This window comes from Streptomyces sp. TLI_105 (assembly GCF_900105415.1).
Lineage (GTDB): Bacteria > Actinomycetota > Actinomycetes > Streptomycetales > Streptomycetaceae > Streptomyces.
Genome location: NZ_FNSM01000001.1, coordinates 8472033 through 8493885 on the forward strand (window position 1 = coordinate 8472033; position 21853 = coordinate 8493885).

The window sequence follows — 21853 nt, forward strand, 5'->3', positions numbered from 1 at the left end:
GCGGCCGGGGAAGTGAGCGTCCAGGAGAAGCCGGCCTCGGCCGGATCGTCCTGGTGGTGCGCGGTCTCGGGTGCCCTGCCCGCCGCAGAGGACCCCGAGACCGCCCACTGACTCATCGCGGCCGTCCTCGTGGGTCCCGCGCTGCTGCGGCACCGCCAGACCCACTCCGTTGTCATCTGCATCGGCGGTCGCGTCGTGAGTGACATCTTCTGGGCAGGGGGCCCTGGAGTGGAACGGAGGATCGGGGGCAGGTGGTTGCTGAGCGCATGGGACCGCTCTGGCCGCCCATGCACCTGCCGTCTCCCCCTTCCGGCAGGTGCATGGGCAGCTGAACGGCCCGCGCCAGGCAGGGGTGCGGGCCGTTCAGTATGAGGAGGTCGGGCGGGGATACCTGCTGGGAAGGTGGATCGGGGACGTAAGGCCTCCAGGGCCTGTTGGGAAAGTGGCTGAGGAGACACTTCCGCGCGCACCCCGTCGCTCCCCGGGTTACGACCGCGATGCAGGGGGCAATGGATGCAGGGGGCAAAGGCGGGGCAAAGGCGCGGCGGGCTGCGGGGACGCACTCCTCCACAGATCTGCTTCGGCATCTGATGTGCCTCATCGAGCAGTTCACAGGAGACGCTCGGCATCGCGCCGAAGCGGACGTCGTAGCGTTGAACGCTGGAGAGGCTCGCGAGGTCTCCGCGTTCGTCCGTGATGGCCACCGTTTCCGGCAGGGATCGCTGATTCTGGATCCTGCCGCAGCATCGACCGTGGCGTGGCGGCCGTTTCGAGTCCTCGGCAGTTACGGCAAAGACGTCGCCTTGGTTGCTCCGTCCCATGTTCATGGGGCGGGTCCGCTCGCCGCCCCGGGAAGTGGGGCGGTCGACAAGGGGGTGTTCCGCCTGCTGTCCCTGCAAGCCGCTGATCGCTACTGGGAACTCGCCATTCCCGCTGCGGACGTTGCTCTGGTCCGTGCTGTGCTGCGCGGGTATGGCACCGGAGGCCAGCCAGAGCGCCGCTGCTTACGGGCATCGGTCGGGAGCACGTCACAGCCATTCGTCGAGGACCGCGGCCGGCACAGTCGCTTCGTAGCGGACCTTCGTAGCGGACGGCGAGTCTGTCGTATCTGGTGGCGACCGCGCGGTGGTGCTTGAGCCGGTTGATGCCGCATTCCACCGTACGCCGCTGCATGTAGTCGGTCTTGTCGAATCTCGGCGGCCGGCCGCCGAGGGAGGCGAGTTTCTGCCTGTTGCGCGTACCCGGTCCGCAGGGACCGGGATCGTCGCCTTGATACCGCGTCTGCGTAGGTGAGCGCGGTTCCTACGAGAGCCGTAAGCCTTGTCGGCCCGGACGGACACGGTCCGGTCGCTTGCGTGGCCGCCCCAAACCGATCCGGGGAACTCGGATCGCTTCCAGGACCGGCTCAAACTGCGGGGAGCCACCTCGCTGACCGGCCGTGATCACCACGGACAGCGGCTTCTGTCCCTGCCCGACAGCGAGGTGGATCTTGCTGGTCAGGCCGCCGCGGGATCGTACGGGCCGTGGTCGGCCGGCTCGACGGCGATCCCGCCTGGCGACTCCTTCTGGAGGTCCCCCTTTTCGCCGCCCCGGCTGCATGCTGGTGAGCCCGGCGGACCGTCGAGTCGACATTCACGTCCCAGATGATCAGGCCCTTCGCGTCCGCCTCGGCCTGGAGCCGGGCGACGATCCGGGCCCAGGCGCCGTCCCGCCAGTGCCCTCGACATCATCTTCGTGCCAGCCGAAGGATCCCTTCAGCCCACCACCACTCCGCTCCTGCTGATGAACATGTCTGCCTGAGCAAGCGGCCTGCGGAAGGGGAAACCAGAGGGAAGCAGGGGACCGCCTGCGGAAGCTACTCCTCCAGGGTGCTGTCCTCCGTGGTGATCCGGGCGCAGGCGCGGACGACCTCGCCGAGTTCCATCCCGCCTTCGCGGAGGTCGCGCTGGCGCCGGGCCCCTCCGCCGCGTACCAGGAGGTTCTTGAGGGCGGCGCGTGCCCGGTCGAGGTCGCCGGTCTCCCGCAGGGCGTCCTCGGTGTGTGCGACGAAGGCGTCGAAGGCCGCCTCCGGCGGGATCGGTCGCAGCGTCTGAGGGTCGAGCAGCGGGCCGTCCGGTCCCGAGCGGGCGGCCTGCCAGGCTGCGAGCCGGAGCAGTTCGAGCGGAACACGGGGCACGGGCTCTCCCGACCGCCAGGCCCGCGCCTCGGTCTCGACCAGGGCCCGGGCGAGGGTGGCCACCAGCACCGTGGTGTCGGGTTCGAGACAGACGTCGGCGACGCGGATCTCGACCGTGGGGAAGTTGTGGGAGAGACGGGCGTCGAAGTAGATCATGCCCTGGTCGCGCAGGACTCCGGTGCCCAGCATGTCGCGCACGCGGGCGTGATAGCCGGCCGCACTGCCGAACGGCTCGTACGGGCCCGCGGAGGGGAGGCGGTACCAGACCCGGCTGCGGTAGCTGGCGTATCCCGTGTCCTTCCCCTGCCAGTAGGGCGAATTGGCGCTGATCGCGGTCAGGAGCGGCAGCCACGTACGGATCCGGTCGAGGACCGCGACGCCCTCCTCGTCCGACTCGACGGAGACGTGCACGTGACATCCGCCGGTGAGCTGCTCCTCCGCGGTCAGGGCGAACTGGTCGGCCATCCAGCGGTACCGCCGCCCGAGGTTCCGGGAGGGCTGCACCGCGAGGGGCGAGGTCGCCAGCGCGGCGACCTGGGCGCCGACACCTTCAGCGTGGCGCCCGGCCTCGCCGCGCCACCGGACGATCTCCTCACGGAGGGCGCCCATGTCGCTGACGGGGCGAGTGGCGAACTCCAGCTGCTCCTGATGCAGCTCCTTCTCGAAGACGTCCCCCGCCTCGCCCCCGGCGGCCGCGGCAAGGACGGCGGACGACAGAGCGAGCGGCTCGCCGGTCCGGGCGCTGACGAGCAGCAGCTCCTCCTCCACACCTACCGTGCGGATCCTGTGCTGCGTCGGGGTCTGGGTCACGCGGTTCTTCCTTCCGGGTGGAACATCGCTGATCTTCGGTGCGTCTCAGGCGCTTACCCCGGATCGGACGGATCAGCCGGGCGGACACGGGCACTTTCCCTGGAGCCCGTCCCCGTCCCCGTCCCCGTCCCCCTCGCCGTCTTCCCCGTGGCCGCGCGCCGTACTGCCTCTGCGCGGGCCTGCTCCGGGAGGCGGCGGCTTTCCGTACGCCGGACGGGGCCCTGGAGGACCTCGCCATCGGACTCCCGCATCACGCCGCGGTACCGGTCGACCGGTTCAGGGCCGGCTCGGGCGTCTGCGCGTGACACTCGCCCGGCCCGGCCGCCTGCGCGACATCGCCTCGCAGCGGGCGGCCGGGCGGCGGACCGGCCCGCCGCGGCGTGCCCTACATCACCCCCAGCCCCGTGTGCGGGAGACCCGCCGCGGCCTCATCCCCACCCCTTACTGCACCGACCATGGAGCCGGTGCTGGAATGGCACCCCGCCGACGGCATCCACTGCGCCCCCTCATCCTCCACGCCATCACGCCATGTGACCAAGAGAGGCCGGTTCTCGCGCAGAGGGCCCCTGTGCTCTCTACGCGCGAAGGGGTTCTGGCTCAGCTTCCGTGCAGCGGCCACTGTGAGTGACGGCCGACCACCTCCAAGCGGCGCCCGAGGCTGCCCGAAAAAGAGCCGTGCTCAAGCGGTCGGGCTGACAGTTCAGGGCCGTGGAAGAGGTGGCGCTCCCGCCGGGGGAGGAGGCGCCACGGGCGATCCGGGTCGCGGACCGGTGGCACCTGTGACACAACCCGAGCGCGACGGCCGAGCGGTGTGTTGCCCAGCACCGCCGCTGCCTGGCGTCCTGGCACCCACCGCACCTCAGCCTGAACCCGAGCCGGTCACAGCCGCAGAGCCGGCCGCGTCCGCCTGGTCACGAGGACACCGATTCGCTGACAGGTGTCGGCGTGCACCTGAAGGTGCACAGCCGCGTGCGACTGAACGTGTTCAGGTATGCCCCTCTGGATCAGCTCCGACCAGGTTCCCCCTCCGGATCAGTTCCGTCGGTACGCGCCGGGTGCGATCCCGTGCGTGCGTTTGAACGCATTGGCGAAGGCGAACTCGGATGTGTAGCCCACCTGGGCGGCGATGGATCTCAACGGTGCGTTCGATGCCCGTAGCAGGCGCGCTGCCGTGGTCATCCGCCACCAGGTCAGGTAGCCGAGGGGCGGTTGGCCGATCAGCATGGCGAAGCGTCTGGCGAAGGGTGCCCGGGAGAGCCCGGCTTCCGCAGCGAGTTTCGCCACCGTCCACGATGCCGCCGGGTCCCGGTGGATGGCGTGAAGGGCGGCGGTGACCGGCGGGTCATTCAGCGCGGCGGCCCATCCGGTGGTGTCCCCTCGGGTGGGCTGTTCGTCGAACCAGATGCGCAGGATGTAGAGCAGCAGCGCGTCCAGGAGGCCGGGGACGACTGTGTCCGTGCCCAGACGCGGATTCTCCAGCTCGGCGGCCAGGAGTTGCACCGCTGAGCGCAACTCGGGATGGCGGCCCGAGTGCGCCGGCAAGTGGATCAGATCAGGAAGGGTCAGCAAGAGCGGGTGAGCGCGCGACGGGTCGAGCTGGTAGGCCCCACAGAGCACCACGGTGACCGGACCCCCGTCTCCGCTCCGGTCGACACTGTCCGAGGCGTAGGCGTCGTACAGCTCGTGGCCGTCGGGGCCGCAGGCAGGGGCCGTGACCACGCGCTCGGGACTGTCGGCCAGGGCGTGCCCGCTGCCGTGGGGAAGGAACACCACGTCACCCGCGACCAGTTGGACGGGCTCGGCGTCCGGGGGCAGCAGCCAGCAGGAACCCTGCAGGATCACCTGGAAGCCCGCCGCCCCCGGTACGGAGGCGAACTCCTGTCCCCACGGAGCATGCCACCGCACATGTGCCGACCGGGGTCGGCCCGTCCGCGTCACCGCGACCACGTCGCTGAGCACATCCATACGCCGAGAGTACGGGGTGCGAGACGTACGCGCATGAACCAGGCAGTCTGACGCATGGATCGTCTCCATGTGCGGTCCTAGATTCGCGGCATGACGATGATGAAGACCGCGCGTATCCACGCGTACGGCGATGCCTCCGCGATCCGCCATGACACCGTTCCCCGTCCACTACCCGCCTTCGGTGAAGTGCTGGTCGATGTCGCCGCGACCTCGTTCAATCCCACCGAGGCAGCTCTGCGCGCCGGACTGCTGCACGCGTTCTTCCCCGTGGACCTGCCCTACGCGTTCGGCTGGGACGTCGCCGGCACCGTGGCCGGGATCGGCGCTGGAGCGGAGGGCTTCGCCGTCGGCGACCGGGTCATCGGGCGGCTCGACAGAGGGGGTGCGGCTGCCGAGTACGTCTGCGCGCCCGCCGCCGTGCTGGTTGCGGCACCGGCGTCCGTCCCTCTCGCGAACGCGGCGGCCCTCCCCGTGGCCGGTCTGACGGCCTGGCAGGCGGTGTTCGAACACGGGAAGGTGGCCGCTGGTCAGCGGGTACTGGTCAACGGTGCGGGGGGTGGCGTAGGAGGCTTCGTGACGCAGCTCGCCAAACATGCGGGCGCGGAGGTGATCGCCACGGCCAGTCCGCGGAGCACGAAGGCGGTCCTGCGGCAGGGGGCGGACCGGGCGATCGACTACACCGCCGGACCGGTGGGCGCCGCACTGGACGCCCGGGTGGACACCCTGCTCAATCTGGTCCCGCTGAGCCCGCCGGACGCCGCGGCTCTGGCGCCTCTGGTGCGGCGGGGCGGGAGGATCGTGTCGATCGCAACCCCGATCGAGCCGTCTGACGACGCCGGGGTGAGCGCGGTGCACATGGTCGCCCGCAACGATGTCGCACAACTTGCTGCGCTCGTGGAACTCGTCGACGCCGGCGTGCTCGCCATCGACATCAGCGAGTCACGTCCCCTGGCCGACCTCGCCGACGTCCACCACCTCAGCGAAGCCGGCCAGATCCGAGGCAAGGTCGTCATCATTCCTTGACCCCTGGCGGACAGATCGTGATGCTGGGCTCCGCGCCTGCTTCCACTGGGCACGTTCCCGTGTACCCGGCTGAGCACTTTGACGAGTACGCCGACAGGTTCCAGCACGCAGAAGGGTTCGTCCGCTTCTCCGGCTCCCGTCCGGCGGCCCCGAGGGCCGCATGGACCTTCATCACCTGTTCGGCTCCTGCGGTCTACTCCGCGAGGGCCTTGCGGTGTCGAGGCGCTGTTCCGGCCGCTCGTCGCGGCACGAGGGCAGGCCGCCGCTGACGCCAGGCCGGGAGCGTACCCGGGTCACTCGGAGCGCGGTGGAGGTCGGGCTGGCTCAGGGCCCGCGTTCACCGCGCCGCTGAGGCCGGCGCTCTTGCAGGTCGCAGCCCAGGCCGTCCCAGCGCCCCGCACCGCGAGACTATGGACCTGCTGACAGTGAGCCTTTTCCAGCCTCACGCTGAGGTGTGATGAAGGACGAGGACGGCCTGGACGATCGCGGTGATGCGGTGGGTGCCGCAGCGGAGCCTTCGCGGGAGGCGCCGGCCCTTCGGGGTGGCCATGGCCCGCTCGCCGAGGCAGCGGATCTTGGCGTGTGTGCTGTTGTGCCGGCGCTGCCACCGTGTGAGGCGGCGGCCGCGGAAGGGCACCCGGATAGGACCACCGGCACCTTGGTACGCCTTGTCGGCCCGGCATGTGAGGCCGGCCTCGGTGAGCGCGTCGACGATGCCGTGGGTGCGGGCGGCGGTCAGGTCGTGGGCCGGTCCGGGCAGGGCGGGCGGGGCCCGCAGCAGCCGGCCGAAGGGATCGGTGAGGACCTGGACGTTCCTGCCGTGGCGTTGGTGTCTGCCCGAGTGGTACGGGGTGTCGGCGGCGGTCCGGTCGATCGGCAGCGGGGTGCCGTCCAGGATCACGAACGCCTTGGTCCGGGCGATGCGCATCGCCTCGGCCGGGGTGGGTGCGAGGGCGGCCGGCACGTCGACGGCCTTGCGTATGGAGCGGTACACGGTCGCGATGCCGATGCCGGACCCGGCGGCGGGCTGGGCGTAGGTGTCACCGCATCGCGGACGGGCCGGAGTGAGGAGAGCCTGGCGGCCGGCGGTCAGGCGTCGCCATCGGGTCCCGATTTTCCCCTCGCCGGGCAGCGAGTCGTCCGGTCAGGCACCGCAGGGTGCGACGGGACAGGTCGATCGAATGGGGTCTCCCCTGCTCGAGCGGAGCCGAGAGCTTGGGGAGGGGTGGACAAGCACGCGAAGCTCCTGGTGCTGCGGGGGATCTTGGTCGAGAACCCGTCTACCAGGAGCTTCGTCGTTCCACCGAACTGCCCCACACACGGCCCGCACCGTCAGGTGGGAAAGGGCTCAGTCAGTGCGGCGGAGTCGATGCCAGGACGTTCCTGTTCGATCTCGACAAGTCACCGACGGCGCACACCGTGATCGGCAATCCCCACGTCGGGGGAGACCAGCAGTTTTCCGAACTGCCGGCCGAGCCCGAACCCGGAAAGACCATGAAGCTCTACGTGGTCCCCTACGGACTACGCCACGGCTACCGGTTCACCCTGACCCTCGAATGGGTGGAAGGCGCGAAACGCACCTCGAAGGTGATCGACAACCACGGTCAGGGTTTCCTCATCATGCCGTCGGTCCCCGACCAGAACTACTACACCTACGGCAACCCGGGGGAGCGGCTGAAGAAGGTAGGCGACAGCCGCCCCTGGTTCCTCAACTCCCTTCCTCAGCCCTCCCAGCCTCCTCCCGACAGGAGTCCATGAGGGTCGAAAGGAGCAGGACCTGGCCGGAGAAGCCGGCATGGGGGCCTGGTATCACTGCTGATACGCGTGGCCAAGGGTAAGTCCCGCTCCCCACGTCTGTGGACTGGCCCCAGCCCTTTCTTGCCTGTCCTGGAGCCCACCCCTGACCTGACCGTTCACCAGGAATGTCGGCCTCGGCCACGGGGCCCGACTCGGTTTCGCGGAAGCTGTGCCAGAGCCTGTTCTCGTGTACAAAGCCACGACCTCGACTCCGACCACAACGCCTACGTCTCCTCCGTCGGCATCGGCGCCTGACCGCCCCGACTACCGCGAGAGCGGCAACACGCGTACGGCCCGCACGAGCAGTGCGGGCCGTGGCGGCCGCCCGACCGCTCGGGCGGTCACAGCCGCGTCAACCAGCACGGCGCAAGCGCCGTGCTGCGAGGTATCCGCCTGCCACGGTGGCTCCGACGAACAGGGTGAGGCCGACACCCACGCTGAGACCGGACGGACGGAAGGCTCCGCCGACACCCGCCCGGGTGCCGCGGCTCGGAACAACAGGGACGGGGCTGCCGACTGCAGGATGGTGGCACTCGGATTCACCGGCTGAACGCCGGTAGCGCTGGGGCCCACCGGCGGCACCGTCTCCATGCCGCGCCTGGGCAGCGCTTCGCAGGCGATGCCGTCATCGGGGCCCTGGTCTTCGTCGAGCCGGTTCGGGTCGCTCGTGTCCCGGTCGAACACCGCCTGGGCGTCCTCCTGGAAGTGGAAGTCCTTGCAGTCGAGATCCCGAGCGTGAGCGACACCGGCCAATGGAGCGACAGAAGCGATGGCCAGGGCTATGCCGGAGACCGTGCTGCGACTGCTCATCGGAAGACCTCCTCGGTGCTCTGCAACCGTCATCCCACGCTAAGAGCGGCCCGTGCCCGGAGCGCGTGACGCTAGGCCAAACGGGCATCACACTGTGTGGCGCGCAGGGCACAGCCCTGTCCGCGCTGTGCCCGCTCTCATCTGCGGCTGGCCTCGGCCTTTGTGGTGAGCCAGCCTCACCACAGCCTGGTGGCGAGGCCACCCCTGAGAGGTCAGGCTCCTGTTGGCCAGGTGAACGGGGCTGCCGATAGGCCGCCTGGTAGGCGGTGGTGAGTAAAGCCGGCCGTGGCCAAGTCCGCAGGGAAGCTGGCGCTGCTCCTCGTCGTGGTCCTGGTGATGAATCGGGCCCGTCCCTTGCCCGGTGGGGGGCTCCAGGCCTGGCCACCCTCGTGGAGCTACTCTCCGCTCCTGCGAGGGTGGTCTTGCGGAGTGGCGCTCGCTCAATGGCTGCACCGCCTGCTTCGCGTACCCGTCAGAGAGGGCTCTCTCTGTCCAGTTGGCTCCCGTCCGGCCCGATCGACTGCTCCTCGCATACTTCGGGACCGGGCTTGCCAGCGGTGTCGCAACTCGGGTCAGCCGAGCTGATGGGCATCGGTGCACGACCGTCTCCGCGTGGCCTACAGCCGTGGGGGTACGGAACCGTCGACTTGTTCTGAGCGTCGAAGGGGCATGGCTGAAAGAGCTGGACGAATCATCTTCGCCCTCGCGGTGGTTGCTGGGTTACTCACGGGCTGTGCCAAGGCAGACGAGGGCGCCAAGGCCGTCCGGGCGTCACCGTCGGTCCGGACGCTTCCCTTCGACCTCTATACACATTGCGGAATCGACGAGGCCCGCATCGACTCGACGTACTTCGAAGCGGAGACCCCGCTCTCCGACGGCTCGGGCAACCCGCCCGAAGGGTGGGACAACCCGACCCAGCGCGGCACGATGACTTTGACGTCCGAGACAGAGGCCGTCTTCACCGACGACGCCGGGCATGAAGTGAGGTTCCGTGCCCGGCCGGGGGCGAGCGCCTTCAAACACATCTGTGCTTAGTACCCCAGCTCCAGACATGACGATCTGACCTCCTGCGGGGATGGCCCCCTCATCCGGACCACGCCGCAGGGCGAAGAATGCTGCTCCCCGCACCGGCGGGGAGGGTTCCCGGACCTGGGTCACCGTGCCGTGCAGCGCGTTCTGCTCCCCGCTTGCGCGCTTGCCGGAGCCGAACGGGTCTGCCCTGGCACCGTCGAGTACCTGGCTGCCCTGCCCGGCATCACCGTTGTCGACCTCGGCCTCTCCGCCGTAGCCCAGCAGGCCACCCGGGTCCAGGCGCATGCCCCGCCCACTGCGGACTGGCCAGAAGGCGCGATCGTCGTCACCATCCTCCCGGAGCGTCTGGAAGGGAGGATCTGTCCGCGTTCTGGACCTGACGCCGTGAGTGCCGCAGTAGCTGGCGCCGCGGAGGCCCGGGAGGAACACTTCCTGCCGGGCTAGAGGCTGGTGACTCCTATGGGGGCACGATCGCCGGGCTGCCTTACCTTCTGGTGGTTGGTCCGGGCGGCCGTACCCCGCAGGTCGTCGATGCCGCCGGACTTCCGGCCGAGCGGCACGTTGACGTCGATGACGGTGTCGGGCACCTCGGATAGAACGGCCGAGCTACCGAGGGCCGGGGGTCATGCGGGCAACCAGTGGGGCCACCAGACGGGAATGTTGTCAGAGGCGCAGGTGCCGTTTGTGTCGTTTCCTACTCCAAGTGGTGTGCCAAGCCAGGCGAAGTCGAGCAGCGTCAGGGTGGCGAGGGCGCCCACGAGGGTGACGCCAGGGATGAACCGCTGCAGTGCTTGGGGCGTGGTCCGGGGGAGCAGGGAGGCGGGTATCGCCCATGCTGCGAGTCCGGTGAAGGCTGCGGTGACGACGGTGAGGGGTGCCTCCCAGGTCCACCAGTCGAGCAAGCTGGGGTGTTCCCGGAGGATGACCGCGCATGTCCGGCGGGCGGCCCGGGAGAGTCCGTAGGCGCCGTATCCAGCCGTTGCTCCTGCGAGAAGTGTCAGGCATCCGGCTGCCCATGGCGGCTTGGGGCGTGTCTGCATGTCTGTGACTGACGTGGCACCCACGGAGAAGGTTCCACTCCGCGGGGCCGCAGATGCAGGGCGTTTCCTTCCGGCCGGTTCCTCGTTGCCCCGCGTGGCAGGGCGCGCTTCCGTGTCCTGTTCTCGGCGCACGAACCTGCGAGGAGCGGTGATGGTCAACCAGGACTTTCTGACAGCGAAGATCGAGCAGGGCTTCGACCAGCTCGACGTGAACGGCAACGGTGTACTGACCGAGGACGACCACGTGGAGATGGGCCGCCGGGTGGCGTCCTTTCTCGGGCATGCCGAGGATTCCCCGGAGGCAGAACGGATCATCGGTGCCTACACGGCCATCTGGCGGGAGGTACATCTGCCGTTCCTCCCGGCCGACAGCCAGGGAATCCCGAAGGACCAGTTCGTCGCCTCGACCCGTACGCTGGCTCAGAACCCCCAGGCTGCCAGGGCCGTTCTCGGCAGGATCGCCGAAATCTACCTGCAGATCGCCGACATCGATCAGGACGGCCGGATCAGCCCCGCCGAGTTCCTTCTCTTCCAGCGCGGACACTTCCCGGAACTCACCGAAGAGAGTGCGGCCGAGGCGTTCAGCCACCTCGACACCGACGGCGACGGCATGCTGTCACCTGCCGAGTTCACCAACGCGATCATCGAGTTCTGGACCAGCCCGGACCCCGACGCCACCGGCAACTGGTGGATGGGACGCCCCACCTTCTCTCCGGCTTGACCCCCAGGCGCAAAACACCCGGCCGTCGCCCAGCAGGACCCCTGGGACCATGCCCAGCACGCGGCCAGCCCCGTCGGCCGGCCCGACGGCGCGTCATCGCCTCCGCCGCCCCGGGGTGCTGGAGGGCGAGTCCAGCCGCGCCCTCACACCGTGAGCGCTGCGGCCGCCGGCACCACGACGGCAACGACGCCGATCAGCCTGTTCGAAATGGAAGCCCCGGGGGCTTGCCTACACTGCCAGACAACGGAAGTCATCGCCGCCAGCCCATCACCATGGACGCGGGGGCTGGGCCGTTTCTTTCAGATCATCGGATCGTTGGTCTGGTGTGTCTTTGCCGGATGCCCAGGGGCACGCATCGAGCCGTTGCTGCCGGACCGGACGCCTCGGCGGGGTGGTCGATGGCGTGATCACCGGCAGGTGATCGACGCGATCGCGTTCACGTACCGCACCGGGAGACCCTGGATGGACCTGCCCGAGCACTTCGGCTTGTGAAGGGCGCCCACAACCGGCTGCGGAAGCGGGCCGCCGACGGCACCTGGGAGAAGGTCTTCACCGCCCTGCCCGTCCAGGCCGACACCGAAGGCGACGTCGACCGGGTCGTCGCGGTCGACTCCGTCATCGTCTGGGCTCATCAGCACACCGCCGGGGCCCGTCAAAACGGGCCCCGGCCAGACAGGTGACACACCCGCGCTCCCCAGGTCATGGCCCGCCTGCGGGTGCCCCGGCCGGTCGGCCGGCCAGGACCACGCCGGACGTGATCCTGGCCGACAAGGCCTACTCGTCCGGCGCGATCCGCTCTCATCTCCTGCGGTGCGGGATCCGAGCGGTGATCCCGCAGCCCGCCGACCTTCGACCGCGACGCCTACAAGCAGCGCAACACGGTCGAGCGCTGCATCAACAAGCTCAAGCAGTGGCGCGGCCTGGCCACCCGCTATGACTGTGTCGAGATCGGCCGCGCCGCGTGGGCGGCGATCAGCACGTTCAACCCTGCCCGGTTCACCGACCGCAACCTCGACGCCTTCACCGCCCGTGTGGTCGACCTGGCCCGCAAGCAGCCGACGCGCCGCCAGACCCGCATCCGCAAGGAGCTCGTCGTGCTCCTGGGCGAGCGGCCGATGCGGATGGCCCAGGAGCTTGATGACACCAACCCGGCCGTCACCTCGATGGTCACGGCCGGCGACCAGGTGATTGTCCCGAAGGCGTCGGACGCGGCCCGGGGCTGGTTCACCACGGACGTCAACGCCGACGGGAAGCCGATGCACGACTCGACGTTCAGCGTCTCGGAGCTGAGGGCCCGCCCTCCTGGCGGAAGACCGGGGCAGCGGAGCAGCTGCACGCCGCGCTCCTGGAAGGCCGACCCGAGGTCCTGGGCGTGCTCTTCGTCGACTCCGGCCGCCCCGAGGTCCAGGCGCTGTGTGAGGCGTGGGGCTGCCGGCGGGTCGGTCGCCGGCAGCCGTTTCCCGACTCGCCGAACTTCCTGGTGATGCTCCACGGCCTGCCTGAAGACCGACCCACTGGCTGAGCCGACGCCAGGGCTACCGCGAGGCGGAGCGTGGCAGGGGGTGGCGGACGACGCTGCGGAGAGTCCGGCCCTCGTGGTCCCGTTCGCCCTCTTCGCGCGCGGTCAGGGCGTCAGCCCTGGGGCACCGCGACGTACGCCTCCTTGGGCGTGGTGGTCGGCGTGTAACGGGAGGCGGTGGGCGCGGTCGGGATCAGATCCCGGTGGATCACCTTGGCCACGGCCTGGATCGTGTTCACGCCGTAGTTCATCGTGCTGTTGCCGTCGGTGAGCACGGAGATGGTGTAGTCGTGGCCACCGCCCTGGAACGTGCCGACGCTGTGCACGCGCCAGCCGCGCGTGGCGCGCTGCAGCCAGCCGTTCTTGACGTGCACGGAGACGGTGGAGGGCGCGCCGGCCGGGGTCCCCCACCTCTGCGAGGTGATGACGTTCCCCATGAGCTTGAGGATGTAGGTGCGGGAGTTGTCACTCAGGACGGTGTTCTTGGCGGTGATCAGCGAGAGCAGCCGCTGCTCGTCGGTGACGTTGATCCGGGTGAGACCCCAGTAGCCGCCGGACCCCGGCACCGTCCGCGTCATGCCGGCAGCGGCCAGGAAACCCTTCACCTTGGTGATGCCGAGCTGGTTCCACAGGGAGGTGGTGGCCGCGTTGTCGGACTTGGTGATCATGGCGGTCGCGAGGCTGGACTCGCGTGAGGTCAGATACCGATTGGTCTTCTTGGCGTCCCAGAGGAGCGTGGCGAGGACGGTCACCTTCACCACGCTGGCCGAGTCGTACGAGGTCGTGGCGCGCAGGGTGCAGGTGGTGTTCGTGGTGCGGTCGCGCAGGCCGACGGCGACGGTACCGGTGCGCGTGGCGAGGGCGGCGGTGATGTCCCTCTGAAGCTTGGCGGCGAGCCCGGCCTTGCCGGACGTGCAGCTGACCTGCGGCGCGGTAGCGGCGGAAGCAGGCGCCGCGCCCGCGACGACGGGCACGAGCATCCCGGCGGCAGCCACGGCCGGAAGCACGCGGGCACGCAGGGATATGTGGTGAGTCATGTGGGTCCCCCCTGGAAACGAAACGAACACGCCTGCGGCGCACTCGCCTTATATGACTCCTGAGCGCACGGATGGTTGTACGAATCCGGGCGAGAGTTTGCTCACTGGTGGGCGGACCCTCGGAATGCGCCACATCGTTACGAGGCGATCACGTAGCCCTCGGTGGGGGGCCTGGCGCTGGTGGGCTCGGCGCCAGGCCCCTTCCACTGCAGCACCTCTGCCTCGCTGGTCACACCACATGCGCGGATGTGAAGTGGGCGAGGAATTCCGCGGTGCACCCCCGGTCTCCGGCGAGCACGCCACTCAGGGTGGAGCGGGGGAGGAAGCTACCGCCGCCTGCGGATACAGCCGCCCTTTCCGCCAAGGCGCGGAGCGTGGGCCGGCCGAGAGACGCAGTTCCCGCATGGCCAAGAGGAGCTCGGCCGGTTCGCTGATGTGGGCGACGGCGGGGGCCTTGCGGCGGCGGACCTCGACCTCGTGGACGGTGACCTCGGCCCGTGCCGCCTTGGTCCACAGCTTCCGTGCCGCGGGAGGGGATCCGCCGCAGAGCTGCACGTAGGGACTGTTTCTCGGATCTCCTGACGGAGGCGGGGTGTTGTGGTCAGGCTGGCTGTATGGGCCGTGGGGATCTGACCAATGCGGAGTGGGATCGGCTGGAGTCGTTCCTGCCCCCTGGTGGCATACGCGGGGGCCGGTGGAGTGACCACCGGCGGGTGATCAACGGGGTGCTCTATCGCGTTAGCGTCACCCTCGCAGCCCTCATCATCTGGCTCCGAACGTGATCCAAGAAACAGTCCCTGATGCTCCAGCCTTAGATCGTGATCTTGCTGGTGTGGGACGCCGCGGAGATGGCCAGCGTTGATCATCTGGACGAGATCGCCCACACCATCGGTGGCATCCGTCCCTTGCCCGCTTACTCCAGTCCACCGAGGCGGAGGGCATCCTTCATCTCGCTGAGCTTCGCGGCTGCCGTCGCGGTCCACTCCTGCGGCTGTCCAGCAACACGGAGGGCGTCCTCAATCTCCCCGAGCTTCACGGAGGACAGCACTCCTGCCCGCTCGACCAGGTCGTCCTGGGACACGATGGTCAGCCACGTGCAAGGAGTGAAGCCTGGACGCGGGAACGCGAACCGCAGCACGCCTTCAAAGGGCAGTCCTTCCGTGGCGCCCACGGCCACTTCGATGCCCAGACCGCTGATGTCGACGCCCGCCGGAGCGACGACCTGCATCGCCCGGAGCCCAGGCGCCTCGTCCCCCGGCAGCAGCACGACCGGCCGTCGCTCATCAAACTCGACCCACCAGACTTCGCCGTGTTGCATATGTCCTCCTGGCACGATCTGCGGTGAGGGCGCTGTGAAAACGGGTGCGGCCACGGTTGATCATCGGTGTGTGAAGACTGAAGATCATTCGGTGGCCGCAGGTCACAGCGTAGACCGTGCCCGGTGGCAGGAGTCATTCGAGGGCCTGATGCATCGGATCGCGGGCCGCTTCGCGCGGGTTGAACCCCGGCGCCGGGTGCAGGACTTGGTCCTTGGGCTGCTCTCGGACCTGCCGCGCAAGAACTGCTGGACCATAGCCGAGCACATCGGGGACACCACCCGGACGGGCTGCAGCACCTGCTCGGGCGGGCCAAGTGGGACGCCGACCTGGTCCGCGACGACCTGCGCGGCTACGTGCTGGAGCATCTGGCGGACGAGCAGGCCGTGCTCGTGGTGGACGAGACCGGCGACCTGAAGAAGGGCACGCACACGGTCGGCGTCCAACGCCAGTACACCGGCACCGCCGGCAGGATCGAGAACGCCCAGGTCGCCGTCTACCTCACCTACACCTCCCGGCACGGGCACGCAGGTATCGACCGTGCCCTGTACCTGCCCAAGTCCTGGACCGGCGACGTCGAACGCCGCGAGCAGGCCGCCGTCCCGGACGAGGTGGGCTTCACCACCAAGCCCCAGCTCGCCCAGCAGATGATCGAACGCGCCCTGGACGCCGGGACGTCGGCCGCATGGGCAGCCGACGACGAGGTCTACGGCGACAACCCGAAACTTCGAGCCGCCCTGGAGACACGCGAACTGGGCTACGTGCTCGCGGTCTCGTGCCCCAACCGCGTCCCCACCCCGGCCGGCCCGCAGCGCGCCGACCACCTGGCCAGGAAGATACCGCGCCGCGCCTGGCAGAAGCTGTCCGCCGGACGCGGCGCGAAGGACCACCGCTGGTACGACTGGGCGCTGGTCGCCATCGCCACAGGCCAGTCGGCCGGACACCAGCACCTGCTGATCCGCCGCAACCGCACCACCGGGCAGCTGGCCTACTACCGCTGCTATTCGCCCCGCCCGGTCCCGCTCAGCACCCTCGTCACGGTCGCGGGCAGTCGCTGGACAGTGGAGGAGATGTTCCAAAGTTCCAAGGGACTGGCGGGACTTGACGAACATCAGGTGCGACGCTGGGACTCCTGGTACCGCTGGGTCACCCTCGCCCGGCTCGCCCACGCCTTCCTCGCCGTCACCACGGCCCTCGAACGCCGCGCGCAGGCCCCACCCGAAGACGGGACCAGCCCCGACGGACTGATCCCCCTCACCTGTAACGAGATCCAGCGCCTGTTCATCGCCCTGATCGTTCAACCAGTCCGTGACACCGCCCACCGACTGCGCTGGTCAACCTGGCGCCGACGCCACCAGGCCCGCACCCGCCACAGTCACTACCGCCGCCAAGCCATCCTTCACCCATGAAGATCACGATCTACGGCTGGAGTACTAACGAGCTCGTGCATGGTTGGCGGTGGGACGTCGAAAGGTGCAGTTCGGCCCGGTGGTCACTGTGGCTGGCCGGGCCCGAGGGTGGCGGCCTGCGGGTGTGAGAGCAGTCCGGCGACGGCCTGGATCGTGTCGCTCATGTGCTCGCGCCGGCCGTGGTGGCGGGCGAGTGCTCGCCAGTTCTTGAGGTGTGCGATGCCGTGCTCGACGCGGATACGGCGTGAGGAGTGCGCCTTGCGCTGGCGTTCATAGATCTCCTCGTACCAGTCCGGCGGGTTCTTCTTGAACTTGCGGTGCGGTGGGGTCACCACTTGGCCGCCGGTCTGGGCGCCCAGGCCCTGGTAGCCGACGTCGGCAAGGATTTCCACGAAAGGGCCGTCGGCCAGGTGCTTGACCAGGCCTGACTGGCGGGCGTGGGTGATGTCGGCACAGCTTGCCGGCCGGGCCGGACTGCAGAACAGGAGCCTGCCGGTGGCGTCGGTGAGGACCATGGCCTTGACGGCGTCCTGCTTGTTCTTGCCGGAGATGAACCTGTCCCGGTCCTTGTGGCCGGCGGCGGGTCTGCGGACCCGGATCTCGGTGCCGTCGATGATCCCGGTCTGCCCGCTGGCCCTGAGGTGGTCGATGACCTCGGCGAGGGTGCGGAGCCGGACGCCGACCGCGACGGTGCAGCCTCGCTCGGCGAGCAGCAGCCGCACCTCGCCGATCGCCCGGGTGATGGTGGAACGGTCCACGTCGAACCAGCAGGCCGGCACGTCGTGAGTGGCCCCGTGACGGAGGTGGACGAGTGTGGCCAGGAGCCGGTCGACGAAGACCAGCAGGTGCTTCGCACCGGCGCCGACGGCCCGCTTCCGCGGCCTGGACTCCAGTCTCGCCTGATGCCGCCCGTGCCACAACGGACCGACCGCGGCGACGAGTTCGGCAATCACATCGGCCGACAGTCCTGTGATCCTCCGATCACTGATGATCGCTGCACGGGACCCGTTCCTCACCACGCGAACATGATCAGGCATCGAGAACCAGCGCCGCACCGCCAACCATGCACGAGCTCGTTAGAGGAGTCGCGTCACTGGCCTTCTGAATCGTCTTCGATACGCTCAAGGTTGGACCAGAGCGGATCCATATGTTCGCGCAGCCGGCCCGCCAGGGTGGCGGCGTCCCGGCCGGTCAGCAGGTCAAGAGGCTGGCTGGCCTCACAGTCAATGAGGACGGTCCCGTAGTGATGCCCGCGGCGGGTGGCGAAGTCATCGACCCCCAGCACTTTCGGGACGGCCCAGGCGGGATCGGGCAGGGCCATGATCGCCCGCAGGAGCGTTGTCCGGCTCACCTTGATGTGCAGGGCGGCTGCCAGACGGGCACCGGCACGGCCGGCGAGCGCCACGGCAACCGCCTCCAAGAGACGTCGGGAGGAGGGTGTTCGACGTCCGTAGCGAATGGTCAGTCCTTCGACCTGTTCGGCGAACGTACGGCGCGTGCAAGCAGAGTTCTCGCAGTACAGACGTCGCACCGTCAGTTCGATCACGACTGGCCGATCACCGACTGGCCTGTCCTCAAGGCGCCTTGCGTACATGCTGTGGACTCGATGTTGCCCCGGCGACCAAGACCAACCGATCGACACCACGAACCGCCTCATCACTGGTGTCTGACGATGTCACCCACCTGCCTGCTACCTGTCCGGAGAACCGCCGCGATGGGCCCCGACCGCTCGTGCCGGCGCCCGTCGCGCTTCACTCCGCCCCCGGCTCCACCGCTGGGGTTGAGAAACAGGCACTGAAGCCCTCGGTCCGGTCACGCAGGGCCGGTGGCCGCCGTCGTGCGCCGCCGGTAGTAGTGCACGGTGACCGCGGCCAGGAGCGGGCCCCACAGGAGCAGCGGCGCGTAGGCCAGGTCGAGGAGCCACGTGCCCCATCGGGAGGCCTCCATCTCGGCGTGGAACATCGTGTAGACGAACAGCCCGCCGTACAGCGTGGTGGCCAGGGCTCCGAGTCCGGCCGCGATGGTCACCGGCAGGACCGGAACGGTCCGGCCACGGAGATACGGGATCCAGCCCGGCCAGGTCTCGCCCCAGCCCTGGACGAGGCCGAGGGTGAGGAACGCGAACACCTCGGAGACCAGGCTGAGGGCGACGAGGGCGAGCGATCCCCAGCCGGGAGCGCCCATCGTGTCGTACTCGGACTGTGCCAGTCCCACCGGTACGCCTACGGCGATGGCGAGTCGCCACAGCGCCGACGGGACGTTGACCAGGGCTGCGCTCGTCGCCGCGAGCCGCGCCCAGCGCGGGACCTCGGGCAGTGCGTTCACTCTCAGCATGGATCCAGGCTGGCTTTACCGACGAGTTCGGGCATCCACCGGCGGAGCGGTCCGCCTCGGCCGTGCGGCGGAGACGGACACCGCCCGGAGGGCTACACCGGGACCGAGCCGACGCCGCCCACACCGCCATCGACACCTGGGCCGACGCCGCCCGCGAGGCCGTCAAGTACTGGTTCCCCGCCCGGCAGTCCGAGGAGGTCTACGAGCGGCGGATCCTCGCCGCCGGCCACCCGCCCGTCGAGCGCCTGACCATCGACGTAGACGCCGAGTCCCGGTGCCTGGCCGAGGAGCTCACCGCCCGGCACGAACGGCGCCTCGTGCTCACCTCCCAGACCCTAGGCGCCCCGGCCGCCCACTGATTCCGTCGGGCGTACGAAACAGCGGTGCCCGGAGCCAGTGAAAGTGACTCCGGGCACCGCCGGCCCGATGGCACGAGACTCGTCCCTCCCCGTGTCGGCTTTGTTCACGAGACCTGGTTCCGGCGCAACCTCTGTGGTGTTGAGCCGAACCTCAATGTCTGATGCCGGAGCACGCGGGGAACCGGCAGGTCAGCGGCTTGGCCTGAGGCAGACGCAAGGCCAGTCGGCGTAGCTCCACAGAAGGTGTGCCAGGACCCGAGAACGGACAGCAGCTGTTCATCACTTCGGGAGGCACCGCCATCAGCGGCTGTTCGATTCCGTGCCGCCCGCGTATCGGGGTGAACTCGTGGCTCCAAACGGCTGTGTCAGGCAGCACCCGCCTGCCGGTCGGCCGGAAGCTGGGGACATGTCCCACCACCTCAGCGGGCCCAACCTGCGGCCCCCCATGGACGACGGCCGTCTCGACATGACCGACCTGTTCGCGTTCACGACCGACGGCGATCGCACCGTTCTGATCATGAACGCGAATCCGGTCGCCCCGACCATGGGCGACGCCTACCACCCCGACGCCGTCTACCGCATCAACGTCGACACCGACGGCGACCACCAGGCCGACGTGGCCTTCAGCTTCGTCTTCTCCGAGCACCGGGACGGGCGTCAGACGTTCACCCTCTACCGGGCGGACGGCGAGCAGGCCCGGTCGCACGAGGCGGGCGGGCGTGAGATCGTCACCGACGAGCCGGTCGCCTTCGGCTCGGAGCCCGAGATCATCACGTCGGGCCCCTACCGGATCTCGGTCGGGCTGCGCAGCGACCCGTTCTTCGCCGACCTCGAAGGCATCGGCAACGACTTCCAGTGGACCGGCAACGACTGGGGCATCGACAAGAACATCCTTGGCATCGTCCTCGACATGCCCTCCGCGGAGCTGAGCCCGGACCCGGTCATCGGCGTCTGGGGCCGCATCAGCGTGCGCCAGGACGGGCAGCTCAAGTCCGTCGACCGCGGCGCCCACCCCTCCGTGACGGCGTACTTCAACCAGGAAGACGTCAAGGGCGCGTACAACGAGGGCGAACCGGCCCAGGACTGGGACACCTACCTCCAGCCGTGGAGCGCGGTCCTCGCCCACACCGGCCACTACGAGGCCAAGGACGCCGAGCAGACCCTGCGCACCATCCTGCCGGACGTGCTGCGCTACGACCGCTCCAAGCCCGCCGCCTACCCCAACGGCCGCACCCTCACCGACGACGTCGAGACGGCCCGCATCGACATGCTCTCCCGCGGCAAGGTCCCCAACGCCAACATCCCCCCGCACACCGACCTGACGCCGGACTTCCCCTACCTCGGCACGCCCCACCCGGCTCCATCCGCCTGACCGAGGGCCCGCGCTCGACGACCCATTGTCGATCTTGCTCGCGCAAAGGACCGTTTGTGAGAAATCGGGGCGTGGTGGGTTGTGAGGAGTTGAGACCGTCGGGTCCACCAGCGCCTCCCGCACATCGGGGAACCTCTCGGGGCCGTGTGGATCGGTGTCGGGCCACGGTCTGGTTACGGTTCGAGGAATTCAAGTGCCTGTGCGACGAATTCGTCGTGGCACTGGAAGATGCCCCCGTGTCCGGCGTCCGGGTAGAGGGGGACGAGTTCGCCCCGGGGGAGCCGCGCGGCCAGGTCGAGGGTGTTCTCACTCGGCACCATCCGGTCGCTCTCGCCGTTGGCCACCAGGACCGGCTGGCCGATGCGGGACAGGTCGGCAGGCGGCTGGAGGCCCCAACGGCGGATGGCCCTCAGTTGGGCACGGAACGACGTCAGCGAGATGGCTTTGTCGCGTTCGTCTGTACGCTCCTTCAACCGTTCAACGAAGGCGCGCGCTTCCTTTCGGCCGTGCTCGGTGTCGGTGAAGAAGAGGAGCTGCTTCGGGTCCTTGCGGGTCAGGAAACCCTTCAGGGTGTCCCGAAGGGTGAGCGCGGTGACCTTGTCGATGCCGGGGCCTCCGGCGGGGCCGGTGCCCGCGAGGATGACCTTGCGCACCAGCTGCGGCTCCTCTGCCGCGATGACCTGGGCGATGAAGCCGCCCATCGACAGGCCGAGCAGGTCGACCTGCTCGAAGCCCAGGGCGCGGATGAACAGCACCGCGTCGCGGGCCATCGCCTCGACAGTGTCGGGCGTGGAGCCGCCCGACGCGCCGACTCCGCGGTTGTCGAAGGTGATCACCCGGCGCCGGACGGCGAGTCCGTCGATGACACGGGGGTCCCAGTTGTCCAGGACCGCGGCGAGGTGGTGGAGCAGGATCAGCGGTACGCCGTCTCTTTCCCGGCCCAGCTGCCGGTAGACGAAGTCGACGCCGCGCACGGACACCGAACGAGTGGGCGCGTCCTTGTACGACGAGGCGGGGGCAGGCGTAGGGGAACTATGCGTTGCGCTCATGATCGATCCCTGTGGGGGTGGGGCGGCGGGAGACAGGATCCTCTCGTCGCCCGGGACTTACCGGTCGTGGCTTTGGGCGGGAGG

Annotated in this window: 17 protein-coding genes and 4 pseudogenes; 10 read left to right on the top strand and 11 right to left on the bottom strand. The window is 69.2% G+C overall.

Annotated elements, in window-relative coordinates; genetic code table 11:
• Nucleotides 1–1855: 1855 nt before the first annotated feature.
• Both BLW86_RS38720 and BLW86_RS38725 read right to left on the bottom strand, forming a co-directional pair.
• Nucleotides 1856–2959: a glutamate--cysteine ligase gene (locus tag BLW86_RS38720; protein ID WP_093879110.1), complete on the bottom strand. Its 1104-nt coding sequence runs from the start codon at nucleotides 2957–2959 to the stop codon at nucleotides 1856–1858.
• A 1059-nt stretch (nucleotides 2960–4018) separates the two neighbouring features.
• Nucleotides 4019–4951 carry an AraC family transcriptional regulator gene (locus BLW86_RS38725; protein WP_093879111.1) on the bottom strand — a complete coding sequence of 311 codons (933 nt, stop codon included), beginning with the start codon at nucleotides 4949–4951 and terminating at the stop codon, nucleotides 4019–4021.
• A 90-nt stretch (nucleotides 4952–5041) separates the two neighbouring features.
• On the opposite strand from BLW86_RS38725, the gene BLW86_RS38730 reads away from it, so the two are divergent.
• Nucleotides 5042–5974: an NADP-dependent oxidoreductase gene (locus BLW86_RS38730; protein WP_218138038.1), complete on the top strand. Its 933-nt coding sequence runs from the start codon at nucleotides 5042–5044 to the stop codon at nucleotides 5972–5974.
• Between the two features lie 442 nt (nucleotides 5975–6416).
• On the opposite strand, the pseudogene BLW86_RS38735 reads toward BLW86_RS38730, so the two are convergent.
• Nucleotides 6417–7152, bottom strand: a pseudogene (locus BLW86_RS38735) (transposase family protein).
• Nucleotides 7153–7393: 241 nt separating this feature from the next.
• Between BLW86_RS38735 and BLW86_RS38740 the strand changes: the two are divergent.
• Nucleotides 7394–7732 (top strand): hypothetical protein, encoded by a 339-nt coding sequence (locus BLW86_RS38740; protein ID WP_093878333.1) that lies wholly within the window; start codon nucleotides 7394–7396, stop codon nucleotides 7730–7732.
• A 303-nt stretch (nucleotides 7733–8035) separates the two neighbouring features.
• Here BLW86_RS38740 and BLW86_RS38745 read toward each other — a convergent pair whose 3' ends face one another.
• Nucleotides 8036–8581: an excalibur calcium-binding protein gene (locus BLW86_RS38745; RefSeq protein WP_371129657.1), complete on the bottom strand. Its 546-nt coding sequence runs from the start codon at nucleotides 8579–8581 to the stop codon at nucleotides 8036–8038.
• Nucleotides 8582–9250: 669 nt separating this feature from the next.
• On the opposite strand from BLW86_RS38745, the gene BLW86_RS38750 reads away from it, so the two are divergent.
• Entirely contained in the window at nucleotides 9251–9616 is a 366-nt protein-coding gene (locus BLW86_RS38750; RefSeq protein ID WP_093878334.1) for a hypothetical protein, read from the top strand.
• A 437-nt stretch (nucleotides 9617–10053) separates the two neighbouring features.
• Here BLW86_RS38750 and BLW86_RS42385 read toward each other — a convergent pair whose 3' ends face one another.
• The gene (locus tag BLW86_RS42385; protein ID WP_177181896.1) at nucleotides 10054–10200 is read right to left on the bottom strand and encodes a hypothetical protein; all 147 of its coding nucleotides are present in this window, start codon (nucleotides 10198–10200) and stop codon (nucleotides 10054–10056) included.
• Nucleotides 10201–10804: 604 nt separating this feature from the next.
• On the opposite strand from BLW86_RS42385, the gene BLW86_RS38760 reads away from it, so the two are divergent.
• From BLW86_RS38760 to BLW86_RS42390, 3 genes and pseudogenes are all read left to right on the top strand, one after another.
• Nucleotides 10805–11374 (top strand): EF-hand domain-containing protein, encoded by a 570-nt coding sequence (locus tag BLW86_RS38760; protein ID WP_093878336.1) that lies wholly within the window; start codon nucleotides 10805–10807, stop codon nucleotides 11372–11374.
• A gap of 315 nt (nucleotides 11375–11689) precedes the next feature.
• Nucleotides 11690–12324, top strand: a pseudogene (locus BLW86_RS44190) (transposase); the annotation flags it as partial.
• Nucleotides 12325–12405: 81 nt separating this feature from the next.
• A complete protein-coding gene (locus BLW86_RS42390; protein WP_177181897.1) occupies nucleotides 12406–12858 on the top strand; it encodes a hypothetical protein in 453 nt (150 codons plus the stop codon).
• A gap of 148 nt (nucleotides 12859–13006) precedes the next feature.
• On the opposite strand, the gene BLW86_RS38780 is transcribed toward BLW86_RS42390, so the two are convergent.
• Entirely contained in the window at nucleotides 13007–13930 is a 924-nt protein-coding gene (locus BLW86_RS38780; RefSeq protein WP_256341607.1) for a serine hydrolase, read from the bottom strand.
• 614 nt (nucleotides 13931–14544) lie between these two features.
• Here BLW86_RS38780 and BLW86_RS38790 point away from each other — a divergent pair.
• Nucleotides 14545–14667 (top strand): annotated as a pseudogene (locus tag BLW86_RS38790) (IS5/IS1182 family transposase); the annotation flags it as partial.
• A gap of 176 nt (nucleotides 14668–14843) precedes the next feature.
• On the opposite strand, the gene BLW86_RS38795 reads toward BLW86_RS38790, so the two are convergent.
• Nucleotides 14844–15248 (bottom strand): growth inhibitor PemK, encoded by a 405-nt coding sequence (locus BLW86_RS38795; RefSeq protein ID WP_093878341.1) that lies wholly within the window; start codon nucleotides 15246–15248, stop codon nucleotides 14844–14846.
• A 148-nt stretch (nucleotides 15249–15396) separates the two neighbouring features.
• Between BLW86_RS38795 and BLW86_RS38800 the strand changes: the two are divergent.
• Nucleotides 15397–16655: pseudogene (locus BLW86_RS38800) on the top strand (IS701 family transposase).
• Between the two features lie 83 nt (nucleotides 16656–16738).
• On the opposite strand, the gene BLW86_RS38805 reads toward BLW86_RS38800, so the two are convergent.
• From BLW86_RS38805 to BLW86_RS38815, 3 genes are all read right to left on the bottom strand, one after another.
• Nucleotides 16739–17608: a transposase gene (locus BLW86_RS38805; protein ID WP_256341608.1), complete on the bottom strand. Its 870-nt coding sequence runs from the start codon at nucleotides 17606–17608 to the stop codon at nucleotides 16739–16741.
• A gap of 137 nt (nucleotides 17609–17745) precedes the next feature.
• A complete protein-coding gene (locus BLW86_RS41320) occupies nucleotides 17746–18201 on the bottom strand; it encodes a transposase (protein WP_177181899.1) in 456 nt (151 codons plus the stop codon).
• Nucleotides 18202–18467: 266 nt separating this feature from the next.
• Entirely contained in the window at nucleotides 18468–18989 is a 522-nt protein-coding gene (locus BLW86_RS38815; RefSeq protein WP_093878343.1) for a hypothetical protein, read from the bottom strand.
• Between the two features lie 62 nt (nucleotides 18990–19051).
• Between BLW86_RS38815 and BLW86_RS38820 the strand changes: the two genes are divergently transcribed.
• Nucleotides 19052–19348, top strand: coding sequence for a hypothetical protein (locus BLW86_RS38820; RefSeq protein ID WP_093878344.1), 297 nt, complete (start codon nucleotides 19052–19054; stop codon nucleotides 19346–19348).
• Between the two features lie 406 nt (nucleotides 19349–19754).
• Nucleotides 19755–20720 carry a DUF4331 family protein gene (locus BLW86_RS38825; RefSeq protein ID WP_093878345.1) on the top strand — a complete coding sequence of 322 codons (966 nt, stop codon included), beginning with the start codon at nucleotides 19755–19757 and terminating at the stop codon, nucleotides 20718–20720.
• A gap of 173 nt (nucleotides 20721–20893) precedes the next feature.
• Here the strand turns inward: BLW86_RS38825 and BLW86_RS38830 are convergent, their stop codons facing one another.
• Nucleotides 20894–21769 carry an alpha/beta fold hydrolase gene (locus BLW86_RS38830; RefSeq protein WP_093878346.1) on the bottom strand — a complete coding sequence of 292 codons (876 nt, stop codon included), beginning with the start codon at nucleotides 21767–21769 and terminating at the stop codon, nucleotides 20894–20896.
• Nucleotides 21770–21853: the final 84 nt, after the last annotated feature.